Origin of the sequence: Arthrobacter sp. HMSC06H05, from assembly GCF_001807395.1 — a bacterium.
Lineage (GTDB): Bacteria > Actinomycetota > Actinomycetes > Actinomycetales > Micrococcaceae > Pseudoglutamicibacter > Pseudoglutamicibacter albus.
Window position 1 is genome coordinate 128,738 of the sequence record NZ_KV788984.1, and the last position, 18,020, is coordinate 146,757.

An 18,020-nucleotide genomic window follows, 5' to 3' on the forward strand; every position below is an offset into this window, starting at 1 on the left:
CCCTCATTCTCTGCCCCGCCGAACCTAGTTCCTGCCCCGCTGAGCCTAGCGCCTGCCCCAGCGAGGCCCTACCCTCTGCCCCGGCGAAGCCCTAGCTCTTGCGGGTCAGTACCTCATGGAGGGCTTCCAGGATCGAATCGTCCTCGATGGTGGAGGGCACTACGTAGTCTTCGCCGTCGGCCATCTGCCGCATCGTTTTGCGCAGAATCTTGCCCGAGCGAGTCTTTGGAAGCGCCTCAACCACAGCAACATGCTTGAAATCGGCCACCGGGCCGATCTCCTTGCGCACCAAGGCGACTACCTCGTCGCGCAGTTGCTGCTCATCGATCTCAACGCCGTGCTTGAGGATCACATAACCGGAAGGGCGCTGGCCTTTCAGCGGGTCCGCAACGCCAATCACCGCGCACTCAGCCACCGCCGGATGCTCCGCTACCACCTGCTCCATTTGGCCGGTGGAGAGCCGGTGGCCAGAGACGTTGATGACGTCATCGGTGCGGCCCATCACGAAAACGTAGCCGTCCTCATCGACCATGCCCGAATCCCCGGTCGCATAAAAGCCAGGGAAGGCGTCCAGGTAGGCGGACCTGAAACGTTCATCGTTACCCCACAAGGTCTGCAACGTACCTGGAGGCATCGGTAGCTTGATCACCAGGTTGCCTTCCTGACCTGCCGGCATCGGTTCACCGATCGGGTCCAACACCTGCACGTTATAGCCGGGCACCGGCACGGTTGGCGAGCCGGCTTTGACCGGCATCGGGTCAAGCCCACGCAGGTTCGCGCAGATAGGCCAACCGGTTTCGGTCTGCCACCAGTTATCGATCACGGGGACGTGCAGCAGCTCAGAGGCCCACGTATAGGTTTCGGGATCCAGCCGCTCCCCTGCCGCGAACAATGTCTCCATCGAGGAGAGATCGTATTTCTTGCTCAGCTCACCCTCCGGATCCATCTTCCGGATAGCGCGCAACGCGGTCGGTGCGGTGAACAGGATCTTCGCTTTATGCTCAGACACAACCCGCCAGAAAGCGCCGGCATCCGGGGTTCCGACCGGCTTGCCTTCGTAGACGATCGTGGTTGCGCCCGCAAGCAGCGGCGCGTACACGATGTAGGTGTGACCCACAACCCAGCCAACATCCGATGCGGTCCACGAAACATCGCCAGGGTTGATGTTATAGACGTTCTTCATCGACCACACACCGGCTACCGCGTATCCGCCGTTATCGCGCACAACACCTTTCGGTTTGCCCGTGGTTCCGGAGGTGTAGAGGATATAGAGCGGATCAGTGGCCTTGACGGTGACCGGGTCAGCCGGCTGGGCGGCAGCTACCGCATCGTCCCATGAAATCCATGCCGCTCCCCTGCTCTCAGCGGCGCGCTCGCGAGCCTCCGCGACAGTGGTATGGAAACCGTCGCGTTCATAGACAATCACGCTAGTCGGCTTGTGCTCGGCGATGCTCATACCCTCTTCGATGATCGGGATGTATTCGATGCGGCGCGAAGGCTCAATACCGCCGGAGGTCGTCACCACAACCTTTGGTGTGCCGTCGTCGATGCGGCTGGCAAGCTCCCGGGCGGCAAAGCCGCCGAAGACGCCGATGTGTACGGCGCCGAGGCGAGCGGTCGCCAACATCGCGATCAAAGCCTCAGGGACCATCGGCATGTAGATCATGACCCGATCTCCTTTGCCCACACCTTGGTCGCGCAGAGCGCCTGCGAACACGGATACACGCTCAAGGAGCTCTTGGTACGTGATCGTCTCCTGTTTGCCGAGTACCGCGGAGTCATAAATGATCGCGGCCTGATCCCCGCGGCCATTCTCCACGTGACGGTCCACGGCGTTGTAGCACGTGTTCAGTTCGGCGCCGGGAAACCACTTATAGAACGGCGGGTTCGAGTCATCGAGCGCCTTATTCGGTGGGCTGACCCAGTCGATGCCGCTGGCCGCCTCAAGCCAGAAGCCCTCCGGATCATTGATGCTGCGTTCATATACCTCGCGGTAGTTTTCTCCCGTCATGATGCCTCTCCCCAACTCGCCTGTTTGCTGATTGCTGATCAGTTGTCACAGACCCCGCGAAGATCAACCTCACAGGCTGTGGCGTGAATCACACGCTAGCCCTCGGAGTGAAGCAAATCAATAGTTATGTATACATAAATCTGAAAATCCAGGAGACTTCTTTGATTCCTCGCATCAAGCATTTAGTTGTGTATACAATCGAGCATGGGGCGCTCAGGAGCGCTCTGCCGGGACACTCACTGGAACCGGGACTCTCAATGGAAGGGAGACGCGATGCGAGCCAGCGAACGCGCCTACCGGAAACTACGCGCTGACATCACCCAATGGCGGCTACGGCCAGGCGCAGTCCTCGGCGAGGTCGATCTCTCGGAGCGCCTCGGTATATCCCGCACACCGGTTCGCGAGGCGATCTCCCGCCTCGTAGCAGACGGCCTAGCGGAACCCGCTGGCGGGCGCGGATTCGCCGTCTCACACATCTCAGAAGATGACGTACGCAAGCTCTATGACCTACGCGACGTGCTTGACACCCGAGCAGCTGCCCTCGCAGCAGAGCACGTCAACGCCGCGCAACGCGCGAACACGGCGGCGGGTGTTAGCGCTGCAACGTTCACGGAGCTGGCGCAGAGCTTCGCTGACACCGCGCAAAAGCTCAGCGCTGAGCACACCGCCCACCCGGGCTATTACGAGCTCATCGACCAGCTGGATGCCGCGATCGACCACGCGGCCGACAACCCTTATCTAACTCAAGCCCAGGCAAGCGTGCGCTTGCGGCTCGCCCGGGTCCGCAGGCTATCCACATCGAATCCCGATCGCCTCATCGCAGCCGCGAACGAACACCGAGCCATCTCAGAGGCCATCGCGTCCGGCTCACCACAACTAGCGATCGCAACCACGCGCGTCCACCTATCCAATGCGCTCAAGAACGCGTTGGCATCCAAAGAGCTAACCCATCAAGCCGAAGAAAAACGGCACCTCAGTGCAGCATCATAAGCACCTCGCCGCATCGTGAACACCGGGCAGCATCATAAGCACCGCGCCTCAGCGTAAGCGGCGCGATCCAGAGTAAGCCACGCAGCAGAACTGAATATCGAACGTAGAACTGAGAACCCAACCACGCGGCCACGACCGCCCAGAAGGAAGGCACAACGTGACTGTCAACCACACGGTACGAACCTACCCATCGGCAGAGCACCTGCCGCACGAAGAGCAGCTGGCTTATAAGCTCGCGCTCGTTGCAACTGACCCGGTCGAGGTCGATGACGAGGTCACCGAGATGATCATCAACCGGATCATCGACAACGCCTCCGTAGCTATCGCGTCGCTGAACCGCGGCCCGATCGTCTCGGCGCGCGGGCAGGCCCTCACCCACCGCGTGACCCCGGACGGTGGCTACACGGGCAAGGGCGCGCTCATCTTCGGTGCGCCAGAGGACAACGCTGCCGTCTCCCCTGAATGGGCGGCGTGGGCCAACGGCGTGGCCGTGCGTGAACTCGACTACCACGACACGTTCCTCGCCGCCGAATATTCCCACCCGGGTGACAACATCCCGCCGATCCTCGCGGTAGCCCAGCACACCGGGGCAAGCGGTAAGGACCTCATCCGCGGCATCGCGACCGGCTACGAGGTCCACGTGAACCTCGTCAAGGGAATCTGCTTGCACGAGCACAAGATCGACCACATCGCCCACGTCGGCCCGGCATCCGCTGCCGGCATCGGTACTTTGCTCGGCTTGGATGCCGAGACGATCTTCCAGGCGATCGGCCAGGCTCTGCACACCACCACGCAGACCCGCCAGTCCCGTAAGGGTGAGATTTCAACATGGAAGGCCCACGCGCCAGCGTTCGCGGGCAAGATGGCGGTTGAGGCGGTGGATCGTGCGATGCGCGGCCAGACCTCCCCTGTCCCGATCTATGAGGGCGAAGATGGCGTGATCGCGTGGCTACTTTCCGGCCCGGAGGCCGAATACACCGTCCCGCTTCCAGCGGCAGGTGAAGCCAAGCGAGCCATACTGGACACATACACCAAGGAACACTCCGCTGAATACCAGGCGCAGGCGTGGATCGATTTGGCGCGCAAGCTCAACAAGGAACACCCTGAGGCCACCGACCCAGCTAACGTCGAGTCGGTTCTGATCAAGACCTCGCACCATACCCACTACGTGATCGGCTCGGGCGCGAATGACCCGCAGAAGTACGATCCGAAGGCATCCCGGGAGACCCTGGACCACTCGATCCCATACATTTTCACGGTCGCGTTGCAGGATGGTGCGTGGCATCACGTGGATTCCTACGCACCGGAGCGCGCTCAGCGCCCGGACACCGTGGAGCTGTGGCACAAGGTCACCACCGAAGAAGACCCTGAATGGACTCGCCGCTATCACTCGCTGGATCTGGAGGAGAAGGCGTTTGGCGGCTCGGTTGAGATCACCCTGAAGGACGGCACGGTCATCACTGACGAGATCGCTGTTGCTGACGCTCATCCGTTGGGTGCTCGTCCGTTCGCTCGCGAGCAGTACATCAACAAGTTCCGCACACTGGCTGAAGGCAAGGTCGCTCCGGAGGAGATCGAGCGTTTCCTGGATGCGGTTCAGCGTTTGCCTGAACTCGGTGTGGGCGAGCTGGATCAGCTCAACATCGAGGCCAGCGTTGACCTTGAAGAAGCGCAGAAGGGTGTGTTCTAAGAATGCTGTATTCCAACGTCACTGCCGAAGAAAAGCGTGTTGCGTTCCGTGAGGCGCTAGCGGCCGATGAGGTGGCTCAGTTCCCGGGCGCGTTCACCCCGTTGTCTACCAAGCTCATCCAGGAGCAGGGTTTCGAGGGCGTCTATATTTCTGGTGGGGTGCTCGCTAACGAGCTCGGGCTGCCGGATATTGGGCTCACTACCCTGACTGAGGTTGCGACCCGTGCAGGCCAGATCGCTCGAACCACGGACCTGCCGTGCCTGGTTGATGCTGACACCGGTTTCGGTGAACCGATGAACGTGGCCCGCACCATCCAGGAGCTTGAGAACGCAGGCTTGGCTGGTTGCCACATCGAGGACCAGTTCAACCCGAAGCGTTGCGGTCACCTCGATGGCAAGAATGTGGTCGATGAGGAGACCGCGGTCAAGCGGATCCTTGCCGCGGTCGAGGCCCGCCGGGACAGCAACTTTGTGATCATGGCGCGCACCGACATCCGCGGCGTAGATGGCTTCGATGCGGCCCTGGAGCGCGCTCAGAAGCTGGCTGATGCTGGTGCTGACGCGATCTTCCCTGAAGCGATGGCGAACCTCGCTGAGTTCGAGGCGATGGCTTCCAACCTTGATGTTCCGGTGCTTGCGAACATGACCGAGTTCGGTAAGTCCCAGCTGTTCACCAAGCAGCAGCTTCAGGACGCGGGCGTGTCCATGATCATTTATCCGGTGACGCTGCAGCGGCAAGCGATGGGCGCCATCGAGCGCGTGCTCACCGCGATCCGTACCCAAGGCACCCAGGAATCAGAGGTTGACAACATGCTTACACGCGCACGGTTGTATGAGCTTGTTGACTACAACGGCTACAACCAGTTCGACACTGGCGTGTTCAATTTCGAAGTCCCCGGCAAGCCGCTGGCCTAAAGCTGACCCACCATCGGTGCCTTTCCCGGCATCGAACCAAGCCTTAAAGGAGGCGTCATGACTGAGCAAACTATTTATAAGGGCCTTGCTGGCGTTGTCGCAGACACCACCACGATTTCCAAGGTCAATGCAGAAACTAACTCGCTGCTCTACCGCGGCTACCCGGTCCAGGAGCTGGCCGCGAAATGCTCCGTTGAACAAGTCGCACTGTTGCTGTGGAACGGTGAGTTGCCAAGCGAAGAGCAGCTCGCGGAATTCACGCGCCGTGAGCGTTCCGGCCGCGCGCTGAGTGAACAGCTCAAGCGCGTGATCGATGAGTTGCCGACCACGTGCCACCCGATGGATGTGTGCCACGCCGCCGCCGCTGTGATCGGCGCGTCACATCCAGACGGTGAGGACAACTCGCCTGAAGCTGAGTTGCGTAAAGCGCAAGAGTTGTTCGCGCTGATGCCTGCGGTGGTTTGCTATGACCAGCGCCGCCGTCGCGGGCTTGAGCTTGTGGAACCGCGTGAGGACCTCGACTATTCGCAAAACTTCCTGTGGATGGCCTTCGGTAAGGAAGCCGCTGAGGAGGTTGTGGATGCGTTCCGTGTCTCGATGATCTTGTACGCGGAGCATTCGTTCAACGCCTCCACGTTCACCGCGCGCGTGATCACGTCCACGTTGTCTGATCTGCATTCGGCTGTCGGTGGCGCGATCGGCGCGCTCAAGGGCCCGTTGCACGGTGGCGCGAACGAGGCCGTGATGCACACGTTCGAGGAGCTTGGGATCAGGGCCGATGAGTCGGCTGAGGACGCCGAGGCCCGCGCTAAAGCGTGGATGGATGATGCGCTGGCTCAGAAGAAGAAAATCATGGGCTTTGGCCACCGGGTCTATAAGAACGGCGACTCGCGTGTGCCGACCATGCAGGATGCGTTGTTCCGCATGCTGGATTACTATGACCGCCACGAGCTGCTCGGCTTGTATCGCGGGTTGGAGAAGTCGATGGATGAGGCGAAGGGCATCAAACCGAACCTCGACTACCCGGCGGGCCCAACCTATTGGCTCATGGGTTTCGACATCCCGATGTTCACCCCGATCTTCGTGTGCTCCCGCATCATGGGCTGGACAGCGCACATCATGGAACAGCGCGCCAACAACGCACTGATCCGCCCGCTGTCCGCATACGACGGCCCAGCAGAACGCCACATCGAAGGCTAGTTAAGCCAGCACCCCGTTAAACCCGTTGGTCCCGCACACTCAGAAAGTGTGCGGGACCAACAGGTTTATGTGGAGGGTTTGAGTGTCAGCGCGTGCACGCTGCGCTCAGAACACGTCCTTAGCCTGGGTAGACCTCGCGGAGCAGGCGTGCTGCCTCGGATGGGGTCTTACCGACCTTGACGCCGGCGGCTTCGAGGGCTTCCTTCTTGGCCTGCGCGGTGCCGGAGGAGCCGGAAACGATCGCGCCTGCGTGGCCCATCGTCTTACCCTCTGGGGCGGTGAAGCCTGCGACGTAGCCGACAACTGGCTTGGTCACGTTCTCCTTGATGAACTCTGCAGCGCGCTCTTCAGCATCACCACCGATTTCACCGATCATGACGATCGCCTTGGTATCTGGGTCGTTCTCGAACGCTTCGAGGGCGTCGATGTGGGTGGTGCCGATGACTGGGTCGCCACCGATACCGATTGCGGTGGTGAAGCCGAGGTCACGCAGCTCGTACATCATCTGGTAGGTGAGGGTACCGGACTTCGATACCAGGCCAACACCGCCTGCGCCGGTGATGTTAGCCGGGGTGATGCCCACGAGCGATTCGCCTGGGGTGATGATGCCTGGGCAGTTCGGGCCGATGATGCGGGTCTTCGGCTTACCGTCTTCACCCAGCTTGGTCAGGGAGAGGTTGTAGAACTCTGCGGAGTCCTGTACCGGGATGCCCTCGGTGATGACAACCAGCAGACCGATTTCAGCCTCGATGGCTTCCTCGGCTGCGTCCTTGCAGAATGCCGGTGGGACGAACGCGATGGAGACGTCCGCGCCGGTCTCTTCCATTGCTTCCTTGACGGTGCCGTAGACGGTGATTTCCTTGTCACCGTGGATCACGACCTGGCCGGCCTTGCGCGCGTTGACACCGCCGACGATGTTGGTGCCTGCGGCGAGCATGCGTGCGGTGTGCTTTGCGCCCTCGGAGCCGGTGATGCCCTGGACGATGACCTTGGAGTCCTTGTTAATGAAGATCGACATGAGTTTTCTCAGTTCCCTTTTCTCAGGCGTTGGCCAGCTCGGCTGCCTTGTCGGCGCCTTCGTCCATGCCCGTGGCCATGGTCACGAGCGGGTGGTTAGCCTCCGACAAGATGCGGCGGCCTTCTTCAACGTTGTTTCCGTCCAGGCGGACAACCAGTGGCTTGGTTGCCTTGTCGCCCAGGATTTCGAGGGCCTTCACGATGCCGGATGCTACAGCGTCGCACGCGGTGATGCCGCCGAAGACGTTGACGAACACGGACTTGACCTGTTCGTCGTTGAGGATCACGTCGAGGCCGTTAGCCATGACCTCTGCGGAGGCGCCGCCACCGATGTCGAGGAAGTTAGCTGGTTTCATGCCGCCGTGGTTCTCGCCTGCGTAGGCGACGACGTCGAGGGTGGACATGACGAGGCCGGCACCGTTACCGATGATGCCTACCTGGCCGTCGAGCTTGACGTAGTTCAGGCCGAGTTCCTTGGCTTTCGCTTCGAGTGGGTCTTCAGCCTTCTCGTCGACGAGGTCTGCGTGTTCTGGCTGGCGGAACTCTGCGTTGTCATCGAGGGAGACCTTGCCGTCGAGTGCGAGAACGTTGCCGTCAGCGTCGGATACGAGCGGGTTGACCTCAACGAGGGTTGCGTCTTCCTTCACGAAGACGTCCCAGAGCTTCTGGATGACTGGAACGACCTTGGCGGCGGTTTCAGCGTCGAAGTTGGCCTTCTCAACGATCTCCTGTGCCTTGGCTTCGTCGATGCCCTTGGTCGGGTCGACTGGAACCTTCGCGAGGGCTTCTGGGCGCTCTACAGCGAGCTGCTCAATTTCCATGCCGCCCTCAACCGAGCACATTGCCAGGTAGTTGCGGTTTGCACGGTCCAGGAGGATCGAGAAGTAGTATTCGGAGGCGATGTTCGCGCCCTGGGCGATCATGACGCGGTGGACGGTGTGACCCTTGATGTCCATGCCCAGGATTGCCTTGGCGTGCTCGTAGGCTTCGTCGGCGTTCTTTGCGACCTTGACGCCGCCAGCCTTACCTCGGCCACCCACCTTGACCTGAGCCTTGACGACGGTGACGCCGCCCATCTTTTCGGCTGCGGCCTTGGCTTCCTCAGGGGTGGTCGCGACTGTACCGGCGAGCACGGGTACGCCGTGCTTTTCGAACAGGTCGCGCGCCTGGTATTCAAACAGGTCCACGGTGTTGTCCTCTTCCTATAAGAAGTGTGTTTCGGCATCGACACACAGAACCTCAGGATCCGTGATCTTGTTAGATTCGTGAGCCGATGATGCAAGACCGGCGTGGCCTTGCTTGGCGCTACGGCGTGCGCCACCACTCTTCAGGATACCGCGTGCCGGCCGCCTTGTTCAGCCCGGTGGTGATGCGCCTCACAATAGGGTGTTTTCGCTGGCTTAGGCTTTGCTCAGTGGCGCGTAGCGCAGCAGGAGTCGTTTCTCTCCTGCGGTGTCGAACACTACGGTCGCCACGGTCTTAGGGCCTTGCCCCGCAACGGCTTTGACCGTGCCGTTTCCGAAGGTCGCGTGGATGACCTTCTCGCCTGGCGTGAGTTCGAGGATTTCGCCGTCGCCGGAGGGGTTTGCGCCCGATGCGGCCCGCGGCTCGTATGGCCGCCCGGAGTTGGTCACGGGTGGGCCTGCCGCGGCTTGTTTTCCGTTTGATACTGGGCCTGTACGTAGGGTGTGTGGTTCTGGGTCCCCACTCATGCGGCCGCGGTTGCGGCCGGCTCCTGGCACTGCCCAGCTTGCGGTGTCGGAGCCCCAACGGTTGCTGTAGCGGCTGGTTGCGAAACCGGTTCCACCGACGGGCGTGCGGGTCGTGCCTTCGCGTTGCCAGTCGAGGAGTTCGTCAGGGATTTCTTCGAGGAATTGGCTGGCCGGATTGTATTGGGCTTGGCCCCACATCGAACGGTATTCGGCGCGCGTAACATAGAGCCGCTGGCGGGCTCGGGTGATGCCGACGTATGCGAGCCGGCGTTCTTCTTCGAGCTCTTTGGGGTCTGTGAGGGAGCGCTGATGCGGGAAGATCCCGTGTTCCATCCCAGTGAGGAACACAACCGGGAATTCGAGGCCTTTCGCGGTGTGCAGGGTCATGAGGGTGACCTGGCCTTCCGCGGCGGCGAGCGCGGCCCCTTCGGAGTCGTCGGGTTGATCCGGGATCGAGTCGGCGTCGGCTACCAGGGAGACCTGTTCGAGGAACTCTGCGAGGCCGTCTTCTGGGTGTTCCTTTTCGAAGTCCCTCACTACGGCGACGAGTTCTGCGAGGTTTTCTACGCGGGATTCATCTTGCGGGTCGGATGAGGTCCGCAGGGTGTGCAGGTAGCCGGTCTGTTCGAGTACCGCTTCGAGGGCGGCGGTGGGGCCGGAGCCTTCCGCGACGGTGATGAGTTGCTGCATCATCTCGGTGAAGGCACGTACCTGGTTGAGTGAGCGGGTCGCTATCCCGGGTGCTTCATCGGCCCGCAAGAGCGCCTCCCAGAATGGGATGCGGTCGCGTTCGGCGAGCGCCGCTACAGCGCCTTCGGCGCGGTCCCCGATTCCTCGTTTCGGTTCGTTGAGGATGCGGCGTAGCGATATGTCGTCTGCGGTGTTGACCAGAACCCGGAGGTAGGCGATCGCGTCGCGGATCTCTTTGCGGTCATAGAAGCGTGTGCCGCCTACTACGGTGTAGCGGATGTCTACCCGCATGAGTTGTTCTTCGATCGAACGGGATTGGGCGTTGGTGCGGTAGAAGATCGCGACGTCGCCGGGGCGGATGCCGTCTTCGTCGGAGAGCCGCAGGATCTCATCGGCAATGAACTTCGCCTCTGCTTGTTCGGATTCGGCGACGTAGCCGACGATTTTCTCGCCGTCACCCAACGCGGTCCACAAGGATTTATCTTGCCGTTGTGAATTGTGGGAGATCACGGCGTTCGCAGCACCCAGGATGTTCTGGGTTGAGCGGTAGTTCTGTTCCAGTTTGATGGTCACCGCATCGGGGAAGTCTTCTTCGAAGTCCCGGATGTTGCGGATGTCGGCGCCGCGGAACGCGTAGATCGACTGATCGGTATCACCCACAACGGTCAGTTCAGCGCCCTCAACTGGGGACTCGCCTGCGGTGAGTTCGCGGATGAACGCGTACTGGGCGTGGTTGGTGTCCTGATACTCATCGACCAGGATGTGGCGGAACCGGCGGCGGTAGGAATCACGGATCTCGGGGAACGCCCGCATCAGGTACACCAGTTGTGTCAGCAGGTCATCGAAATCGAATGCGTTGGCTTGTTTGAGGCGCGCTGCGTATTCGGTATAAACCTGGGAGACCGCTTTTTCGAACGGGTTGTTCTGCTGGATCATGCCCGCGTAATCCTCTGGATCCACGAGCTCGTTCTTGAGTGCGGAAATCTTGTTCTGTAGAGCCTTCGGCGCGAACCGTTTAGGGTCCAGTTCCAGGCCTTTAGCGATCATCGTGATCAGCCGCAGTGAATCCTGGGCGTCATAGATGCTGAAGCTGGACTTCATGCCCAACGCTTTGGCTTCCCTACGCAGGATGCGCACCGCTGTGGAGTGGAATGTGGAGATCCACATGTTCTGTGCCCGCTCCCCCACGATCTGCCCGACGCGCTCCCTCATCTCCGCTGCAGCCTTGTTGGTGAATGTGATCGCGAGGATCTCACCGGGGCGTGCCTCACCTGTAGCGAGAAGGTGCGCGATGCGGTGGGTCAGCACGCGCGTCTTCCCGGAGCCGGCGCCCGCCACGATCAGCAGCGGCGCACCCCGGTGGAGGACCGCGGCTTTTTGTTGCGGATTCAGGCCGTCCACGAGCGCATCAGGCGATACGCGTTGCGCGGGCTGTTGCGCGGAACGGGTGGAGTGGGAGGAACCGAAAGGATCGAAGAGGGCATCCATAGCGCTTCTAGTCTAATGATGCGGACTGAGCCTTCGCCCCCGGCGTCGCCCATAATAGAAAGCATGTCCCGTAAACGTCGTCGCCCGAGCCATTCCCCTGCCCGTAAGAATGCCCCTGTGCCCCAGCGTTCTGCCGCGAACCACAGCCCTCATGGCGCTGACCCCAACGACACGCGCAACAACATGAGCCCGCGTTCGTTTGTGATCGCGCTCGTCGTGGCCGCCGCCGTACTGACGTGGTATTTCCACGGGAACACCTTGCCGCAACTGCATCAGGCTGTCGGAGTGGTCCTACCTGATCATTTGTTCTGGTTTGATACGGCAACCGTGGATGGCATCCGTTCTGCGATGAACAAGGACCACCACGTGTTGCTCTCGGGCGCACACATGGCAGCAGGCACACTGTTCACTGTTTTCGCAGCTGCTGCAGGCGCCGCCGTAGCGGCACTCGTGGGGCCTGCGAACAAAGCCCTCAAGCAGACACTGATCTGGGCATGCCTCGCATTCATTCCGGTCAGCATCGCAAGCCACATCATGATCGACGAAATGCTCTCAGCAACAGGGTCCACACTGGTGACCGCGACCGCCGTGATCGGCCTCATCCGTTGGGTACTGTTAGCCGTCATCGCCGCCTGCGTCATCGTGCTGCCGGTGGTGTGGTTCATCACCGAATTCCGTAAACGCTGGAATGACCCGAACTATGATGGCGCGCAGTAGGCGCTAGAATGAACAAGGCGTGTTGTCGCTTCCGTGCATCACGATGCGTACGAACACGTAAGCCTCTGTAGCTCAGATGGATAGAGCGTCCCTCTCCTAAAGGGAAGGCCGTGGGTTCGAATCCCGCCAGGGGCACTAGATAGTCGCAGCGCCGACAACAACGGCACTGAGAAGTGGCGCGACTGTTGGCGCGACCGATTCCGCAACCGCTTGCACCGCTCAGCGCGTTTGCCTGTTTACCGTTTTGCGGTGAACGTGCAGCGTGGCATGAGTCCCGCATCGAGCACTACACAAGCAGCACCTAGTGGGGCGATCCCTGGGCCGAGCTCGGTCGGCACAACTTCAACCGGCGCCCCGACTACGCCTTCGGCGCGGGATCGGACTTGTTCGGCTACGCCTTCCCCGTAGTCTTTGCGGACGTGTTCCCACAGCGGCCCAGAAACAACTACCTTGTCTTGATCGAGCAGGCCTACAATCTTGCCAACGCAGTCGCCGATCAGCTTTGAAAGGTGCTCCCGTACACGTTTCACGGCTTCCGAGTCGTTCGAGGCGTCAGTGATCTGCGCCAACAGAACCTCTGCTTCCGCATACGGTGGGATCCCTTCCAACTCTGGCAGCTCGGCACCTTCAGATGCGAACAGCCGCTTCAACGCTGGGGGTTCAAGGTTGATGTAGAGGCAGTTGTTAGCCCCACATTTAGGGCAGGTCTCTTCTTGGGTGTATGGCACTTCCAGGTGGGTGAAGTCCCCGGCGTTTCCGCGGTGTCCCACCACCACGTGGTGGTCAGAGACGAACCCGGCGCCGAGCCCTGCACCAACATAGACGGTCATGAAGTGCGAATCTGTACGCCCGATCCCCACCCAACGCTCCGCTACGGTCGCGGCAACCATGTCTCGGACGAGGTAGACCGGGCAGTTGAGTGCATCTTTGAGGGGTTCAACGATCGCGTAACCGTCGTCCCAGATGTACGGGTGGTACATCACGCCGGTCTCTGTGTTGATGTAACCGGAGGATGCGATTCCCACGCCGAGTAGCTTGTCCATCCCGAAGCCGGTTGCCTCCAGCATTTCGGCAATGTGCTGCTGTACTTCAGCCACCTGCACGTCCACGGAAGCCCAGTTCTCCCCGAAAGGGTCCCGGCGCTGTGTGAGGACCTCACCATGGAGGTTGATGAGCACCAACTCGACTGCGGAGAAATCTACGTGGATCCCGACGGCGATGCACCGGTCCGGTACGAGCTGTAGCTTGGTGCGGGGCTTGCCCGGGCCGTGGATCACACGGCCGGATTCTTGGGCCCAGCCGTCATTGATGAGCCGGCGCACCACGTTGGAGATGGTTTGCGCGGATAAGCCTGTGCTTTCTGCGAGTTCTACCCGCGACACACCTTCGTCGGTAGCGCGGATGGCGGCTAGGACCATAGCCTGGTTAAAGTCCGCAATGCGGCTCTGACCGTTCGCTGGACTCATTAGAAACCATTCTCCTTCATGCCCGTGTGGCCATGGCATCGACTCATATGACATCGACACATCAAGATTCTATTAACAAGCCAATCACTGTTTCAGCCGTCCGGGTACTTGACACGTCCGGGCGGATCCTTTTAGTTCGTAAAAAGGGTACGTCTAAGTGGATGCAGCCTGGCGGTAAGCCTGAACCCGGCGAGCAACCTGTTGAGGCTGCAGTTAGGGAGCTGAGCGAAGAGATCGGCTTGTTCCTCCCCCAGTCTAGGTTTACACACCGGGGTGTGTGGCAAGGCTGGGCCGCGAATGAAGCAAATACTCCATTGATAGCTTATTTGTTTGATGTTGATTATGTCGAAGATGTCGATGGCTCGGTGTGTGCGGATGCGGAGCTCGCGGAGATCGCGTGGCGGGATCCGGCCGAAGCGCTTGAAGATATGAGCATTGCTCCTCTTTTGCGTGAGCATGTTCTTCCACGGATTGTTAACAGCTAGGGACGAGCCCTCCACCTTCACCTTCGATGCACGTGAACGTCGGTTGAGGGCAGCGCCTAGATTTTTGGTTTAAACGCCGGAAGGGACGGAACCTTTTTCAGGTTCCGCCCCTTCTCGTTTAGGTATTGTTACGGCCTTCGCTGTTATAGCTTCGTGGGCCGTTCAGCTTGAGCCTCTTAGCCTACGCGGTAGTAGCCGCTGAGTGGGCCGTATGGCGAGTTAGCTGGGCGAATCACGGTGCCAACCTTAGGGTTCTGGGCGCCGATGACCTTGCCGTTACCGATGTAGATAGCAACGTGGTTGTTGCCGTTCTGGAATACGAGGTCGCCCGGCTGCGGGTTGGATACGCGCTTGAGCTGACCGGATGCGAGCATCGCGTGGGTCGAGCGGCCCTGCAGGTTGATGCCGTGCTGTGCGTAGACGTAGCGGACAAAGCCGGAGCAGTCCCAGCCAGCTGGGGTGTTGCCGCCCCAAACGTATGGCGCACCCTGGTAGGAAAGTGCGGTTGCTGCGATGCCGGAGGAAGGCTTCGGGGTCGAGTCGTCTGCCTTGGTGGCCTTAGGTGCAGGAGCTGGTGCGGCTGGAGCTGCGGTGCTGCCGTTGGCGGTGGTCTGTGCCGCGTAGTCAGCTTCAGTCAGGCCGTTCTCGTCGCGAGTCTGGGATGCCGAGGTCTGGTTGGATGCAGCCTGGCTGTTACGGGACTGGTTTGCCGAATCCTGAGTGTTGTTGGCCTGGCTAGCCGAGGACTGAGTCTCTTCGGTGCTTGGGGCTTCTTCCTCAACAACTGGGGCTGGGGTTGCCTTTACCTTGACAGTTGCGACTGGAGCAGACTTGCCCTGTGCCTTGACCGCAGCGACGTCAGCTGGCTTGACAGCCGAGGTGCGCTCGATGTTGAGGGTCTTGTTCGCTTCAGGGGTTGCTGCTGCTTCGTCCTGCTTGCTGGCGTTCGCGCCGGTTACGCCGAGGGTTACAACGAGACCGCTCGCTGCAGCAACGACTGCTGCCTGGCGACCCATTGCACCTGCGTTGGACGCAACTGCACGGCTAAGAACCTCGAATGAGCTAGCGGATACGGCCGCGCGGTGGCGTCCCTTGTCAATACGCTTGGTCACTTCTAAATTACCTCTCCCTGTGCCTGCGGAGTGAGCTGTCGGGTTCGAGAGGGAGTCTCTCGGCGGTTTCCCGCTTTACCCCTAGGAGCGTCTTAGCCCCAAAGTTTGGTTCCCCCGCCACTGCCTATGAGTGTTCGGTTTGCTTAAGCCCGGGGCAGTGTTCGGCTCCGAGCTGTTGTCGAGTCGATGTCTCTACCCGACTTTCATAACAATACTGCATCGTTATTGAATTGTCACATTTTGATCACGGGTTTGTGATCACAGGGCTACAAGAGCCCTATTCTGGCCTGCCAACCCAGCTGGCTGGGTTAGTGAATTCTCCGTCGACAATGACTTCGTAGTGCACGTGGCAAGCCGTTGAGTTGCCTGTGCTGCCGGCCAATGCGATCACATCGCCGGTATCCACCTTGTCGCCTACCTTCACCTTGAAGGAAGTGTTGTGGCTGTACGCCGTTTCAAGGCCGTAACCGTGATCAATCGTTACGCGCATGCCAGAGTGGCCTGCAGATTCAGCCTGAACCACGGTTCCCGGTCCGGTTGCATATACCGGCTGGCCGCAGCTGGTCGCATAGTCCTGACCTACGTGGCCAACGATGCGGCCGCTACCCCATGGGTCCGGGCGGTTACCGAATGGCGACGTGATGCGGACTGGGTTGACAGGGTGGGACAAGAGTCCCTGCCGCTGTTCGGTGGTCAGGTTGCTGGCACCACCGGCAGCTTCAAGGATTTCCGCCAGGGTCTCCGGAGCCACGGCCTGAGCCTGTACGTGCGCGAAGGTCTGCGGCACGGTCGGTGCGGTGACGTCACCGACCTTTGGAAGCGTTTGCGCTGTTCGCTCTACGCTGAGTTCACTGTTCTTCTGTGCGCTGTGGTTTGGCATAACCAACAGTGCGACCAGGCCGGCGGACGCTGCGGCCACTGCGGCGCGTTGCGGAATGTTGCCGATTGCGCCGCTGTAGTCGTTCAGCTTGCGGGCTGCGCGTGCGTTCTTAGAGCGGCGTGCGCTGCGGGGTTCAAAGTCGCGGATGTTCGATGCAGCAGGTACTGCGCCGCGGGGCCGTGCGAGATGCCCAGGCGCGACGCGTTCTGGCGTGCTTGGCGTAACGCGCTTTGGCGCGCCTGAAGTAGTGCGCGTTGGCGTGCTGCTGTTCCGCGCGGGAGTGCTGTGCACCCGGGTGACTGCCATGGCGCGGACGGGGCGCGGAGCTTCCGCCTCAGCGTCGAACATGGCTTGCAGTGCGCGCGCTTCGAATGCTTCCAGCGCGGCTCTCTTTGGGGTGAACCCGTAGCGGGACGAGCCTGTGAAGCGGCGCGCCTCGTTTGATTTCATGATGGGCGCTTTTTTAACCGGTATCGCTGCGCGGCGCGCCCGGCGCCTGGTCGGCGTCAGCATGGCCTGCTGATGCATGCAGCACTCACCTTTTCCCTTGAGGAGGTTTGCGGGGGTGAATTTAGGACTTCCCCCTGGCTCATCATCGTAACGATTTTCGGCAAAAGTTACAATTTGATAACAAAGCGGGAAGCCTGCGCCGATTTAGACCACGCTTATGCAAGCGCTTCGCCACCAGCAGACCGGTATCACCCGAAGTATTAAGTGTGACGTTACCCGGCCGTTATAGCAGCGAGCTGTGAAGCTACTGTGCTACGAAAATGTGTGCTGAAACTTCCGGTGGAAGCTCTAAAGCACCTTCCACGCCATCGACGCGCACCACAATGTAATCCTCTTTGGTGTCTGCGCTGATGCGTGCTTGCGGTTTGATGCCGCCGTCACGCAGTTGTCCCAGTAGGACCGGGTCAACTTGGAGGGTTTCGGCGAGCGCCAGGACCTCCCCTTTATATGTGCCGGAGTCTGCGACGGCTTTCTCCAGGTTGGTCCCTGAGATGTGCGGCTCGCCTTGATCTGTTGCTTCTGGGATGCGGATTCCGTATGGGGAAACGGATGGGTCATCGAGGATTTCTGCGATGCGTTCTTCCACACGGTCACTCATGACGTGCTCCCAACGGCACGCTTCTTCATGCACGAATTCCCAGTCAAGGCCGATCACGTCAGCTAACAGCCGTTCGGCGAGCCGGTGTTTACGCATCACGGAGATCGCGCGTTCGCGGCCCAGTGGGGTGAAGGTGAGATGCCGGTGCTCGTCCAGCAGTAGGAGGCCGTCGCGTTCCATGCGGGCAACGGTTTGGGACACAGTCGGGCCGGAGTGGCCTAAACGTTCAGCGATGCGCGCACGCATGGGTGGGATGCCTTCTTCTTGAAGTTCCAAAACCGTGCGCAGATACATCTCTGTTGTATCGATGAGTTCAGACATGCCGTGCAACTGCTCCTTATGCATTAGCCCACCACACACGTTTGCCCACACGCATGTGGTGGCGTTACCTCACAGGCAATGGTGAGCGTCTCCAACCCGCCACCAGGCCCCGCGGGGCTCTCATGTATTAAACCCTAGTCCGTTTCCGCTTCCCAGCAGTGCTTTCGTTTTCGTTTCCGATGTCGTTAAATGAACTAAACCCAGTGTGGAGGTGGAGAA

14 protein-coding genes, 1 tRNA gene and 1 riboswitch are annotated in these 18,020 nt (G+C 60.5%); of the genes, 7 read left to right on the forward strand and 8 right to left on the reverse strand.

The annotated features are described in order from the left end of the window. Positions 1 to 91 precede the first annotated feature (91 nt). Positions 92 to 2,011 (reverse strand): propionyl-CoA synthetase, encoded by a 1,920-nt coding sequence (locus tag HMPREF3160_RS06475; protein WP_070507669.1) that lies wholly within the window; start codon positions 2,009 to 2,011, stop codon positions 92 to 94. A 273-nt stretch (positions 2,012 to 2,284) separates the two neighbouring features. Here HMPREF3160_RS06475 and HMPREF3160_RS06480 point away from each other — a divergent pair, with 273 nt between their 5' ends. The 4 genes from HMPREF3160_RS06480 (at position 2,285) to HMPREF3160_RS06495 (ending at position 6,805) form a co-directional block, all read left to right on the forward strand. Beyond that, positions 2,285 to 3,001, forward strand: a complete 717-nt coding sequence (locus HMPREF3160_RS06480; RefSeq protein ID WP_035754882.1) for a GntR family transcriptional regulator — start codon at positions 2,285 to 2,287, stop codon at positions 2,999 to 3,001. Between the two features lie 157 nt (positions 3,002 to 3,158). Next, complete coding sequence (locus HMPREF3160_RS06485) at positions 3,159 to 4,691, forward strand: MmgE/PrpD family protein (RefSeq protein ID WP_070507671.1); 1,533 nt, start codon at positions 3,159 to 3,161, stop codon at positions 4,689 to 4,691. A 2-nt stretch (positions 4,692 to 4,693) separates the two neighbouring features. Next, a complete protein-coding gene (prpB, locus tag HMPREF3160_RS06490; protein WP_070507673.1) occupies positions 4,694 to 5,605 on the forward strand; it encodes a methylisocitrate lyase in 912 nt (303 codons plus the stop codon). Between the two features lie 57 nt (positions 5,606 to 5,662). After that, positions 5,663 to 6,805 (forward strand): bifunctional 2-methylcitrate synthase/citrate synthase, encoded by a 1,143-nt coding sequence (locus HMPREF3160_RS06495; protein ID WP_070507674.1) that lies wholly within the window; start codon positions 5,663 to 5,665, stop codon positions 6,803 to 6,805. 118 nt (positions 6,806 to 6,923) lie between these two features. Here HMPREF3160_RS06495 and sucD read toward each other — a convergent pair whose 3' ends face one another. The 3 genes from sucD to pcrA form a co-directional block, all read right to left on the reverse strand. Then, on the reverse strand, positions 6,924 to 7,823 hold the full coding sequence (gene sucD / locus HMPREF3160_RS06500; protein WP_070507676.1) for a succinate--CoA ligase subunit alpha: 900 nt from the start codon (positions 7,821 to 7,823) through the stop codon (positions 6,924 to 6,926). Between the two features lie 22 nt (positions 7,824 to 7,845). After that, positions 7,846 to 9,009 carry an ADP-forming succinate--CoA ligase subunit beta gene (gene sucC / locus HMPREF3160_RS06505; RefSeq protein WP_035754873.1) on the reverse strand — a complete coding sequence of 388 codons (1,164 nt, stop codon included), beginning with the start codon at positions 9,007 to 9,009 and terminating at the stop codon, positions 7,846 to 7,848. Between the two features lie 213 nt (positions 9,010 to 9,222). Further along, positions 9,223 to 11,712: a DNA helicase PcrA gene (gene pcrA / locus HMPREF3160_RS06510; protein WP_070507678.1), complete on the reverse strand. Its 2,490-nt coding sequence runs from the start codon at positions 11,710 to 11,712 to the stop codon at positions 9,223 to 9,225. Positions 11,713 to 11,775: 63 nt separating this feature from the next. On the opposite strand from pcrA, the gene HMPREF3160_RS06515 reads away from it, so the two are divergent. Next, positions 11,776 to 12,429 carry a hypothetical protein gene (locus HMPREF3160_RS06515; protein ID WP_176744713.1) on the forward strand — a complete coding sequence of 218 codons (654 nt, stop codon included), beginning with the start codon at positions 11,776 to 11,778 and terminating at the stop codon, positions 12,427 to 12,429. A gap of 61 nt (positions 12,430 to 12,490) precedes the next feature. Further along, positions 12,491 to 12,564, forward strand: a tRNA-Arg gene (locus HMPREF3160_RS06520). A 101-nt stretch (positions 12,565 to 12,665) separates the two neighbouring features. On the opposite strand, the gene HMPREF3160_RS06525 is transcribed toward HMPREF3160_RS06520, so the two are convergent. Further along, positions 12,666 to 13,895 (reverse strand): ROK family transcriptional regulator, encoded by a 1,230-nt coding sequence (locus HMPREF3160_RS06525; RefSeq protein WP_070507682.1) that lies wholly within the window; start codon positions 13,893 to 13,895, stop codon positions 12,666 to 12,668. 32 nt (positions 13,896 to 13,927) lie between these two features. Here HMPREF3160_RS06525 and HMPREF3160_RS06530 point away from each other — a divergent pair, with 32 nt between their 5' ends. Next, complete coding sequence (locus tag HMPREF3160_RS06530) at positions 13,928 to 14,380, forward strand: NUDIX hydrolase (protein WP_232219245.1); 453 nt, start codon at positions 13,928 to 13,930, stop codon at positions 14,378 to 14,380. 176 nt (positions 14,381 to 14,556) lie between these two features. Here HMPREF3160_RS06530 and HMPREF3160_RS06535 read toward each other — a convergent pair whose 3' ends face one another. From HMPREF3160_RS06535 to HMPREF3160_RS06545, 3 genes are all read right to left on the reverse strand, one after another. Continuing rightward, positions 14,557 to 15,492, reverse strand: coding sequence for a C40 family peptidase (locus tag HMPREF3160_RS06535; protein WP_035754868.1), 936 nt, complete (start codon positions 15,490 to 15,492; stop codon positions 14,557 to 14,559). A 6-nt stretch (positions 15,493 to 15,498) separates the two neighbouring features. Then, positions 15,499 to 15,642, reverse strand: a riboswitch (cyclic di-AMP (ydaO/yuaA leader). A gap of 127 nt (positions 15,643 to 15,769) precedes the next feature. Beyond that, positions 15,770 to 16,822: a M23 family metallopeptidase gene (locus HMPREF3160_RS06540; RefSeq protein ID WP_176744714.1), complete on the reverse strand. Its 1,053-nt coding sequence runs from the start codon at positions 16,820 to 16,822 to the stop codon at positions 15,770 to 15,772. A 304-nt stretch (positions 16,823 to 17,126) separates the two neighbouring features. Then, positions 17,127 to 17,801 (reverse strand): metal-dependent transcriptional regulator, encoded by a 675-nt coding sequence (locus tag HMPREF3160_RS06545; RefSeq protein WP_035754968.1) that lies wholly within the window; start codon positions 17,799 to 17,801, stop codon positions 17,127 to 17,129. Positions 17,802 to 18,020: the final 219 nt, after the last annotated feature.

Coding starts and splice junctions, on each gene's coding strand:
- HMPREF3160_RS06480 (WP_035754882.1), top strand. CDS start 2,285: ATGCGAGCCAGCGAACGCGCCTACCGGAAACTACGCGCTGACATCACC.
- HMPREF3160_RS06475 (WP_070507669.1), bottom strand. CDS start 2,011: ATGACGGGAGAAAACTACCGCGAGGTATATGAACGCAGCATCAATGAT.
- pcrA (WP_070507678.1), bottom strand. CDS start 11,712: ATGGATGCCCTCTTCGATCCTTTCGGTTCCTCCCACTCCACCCGTTCC.
- HMPREF3160_RS06515 (WP_176744713.1), top strand. CDS start 11,776: ATGTCCCGTAAACGTCGTCGCCCGAGCCATTCCCCTGCCCGTAAGAAT.
- sucD (WP_070507676.1), bottom strand. CDS start 7,823: ATGTCGATCTTCATTAACAAGGACTCCAAGGTCATCGTCCAGGGCATC.
- HMPREF3160_RS06530 (WP_232219245.1), top strand. CDS start 13,928: ATGGCATCGACTCATATGACATCGACACATCAAGATTCTATTAACAAG.
- HMPREF3160_RS06545 (WP_035754968.1), bottom strand. CDS start 17,801: ATGTCTGAACTCATCGATACAACAGAGATGTATCTGCGCACGGTTTTG.
- HMPREF3160_RS06495 (WP_070507674.1), top strand. CDS start 5,663: ATGACTGAGCAAACTATTTATAAGGGCCTTGCTGGCGTTGTCGCAGAC.
- HMPREF3160_RS06540 (WP_176744714.1), bottom strand. CDS start 16,822: ATGAAATCAAACGAGGCGCGCCGCTTCACAGGCTCGTCCCGCTACGGG.
- prpB (WP_070507673.1), top strand. CDS start 4,694: ATGCTGTATTCCAACGTCACTGCCGAAGAAAAGCGTGTTGCGTTCCGT.
- HMPREF3160_RS06525 (WP_070507682.1), bottom strand. CDS start 13,895: ATGAGTCCAGCGAACGGTCAGAGCCGCATTGCGGACTTTAACCAGGCT.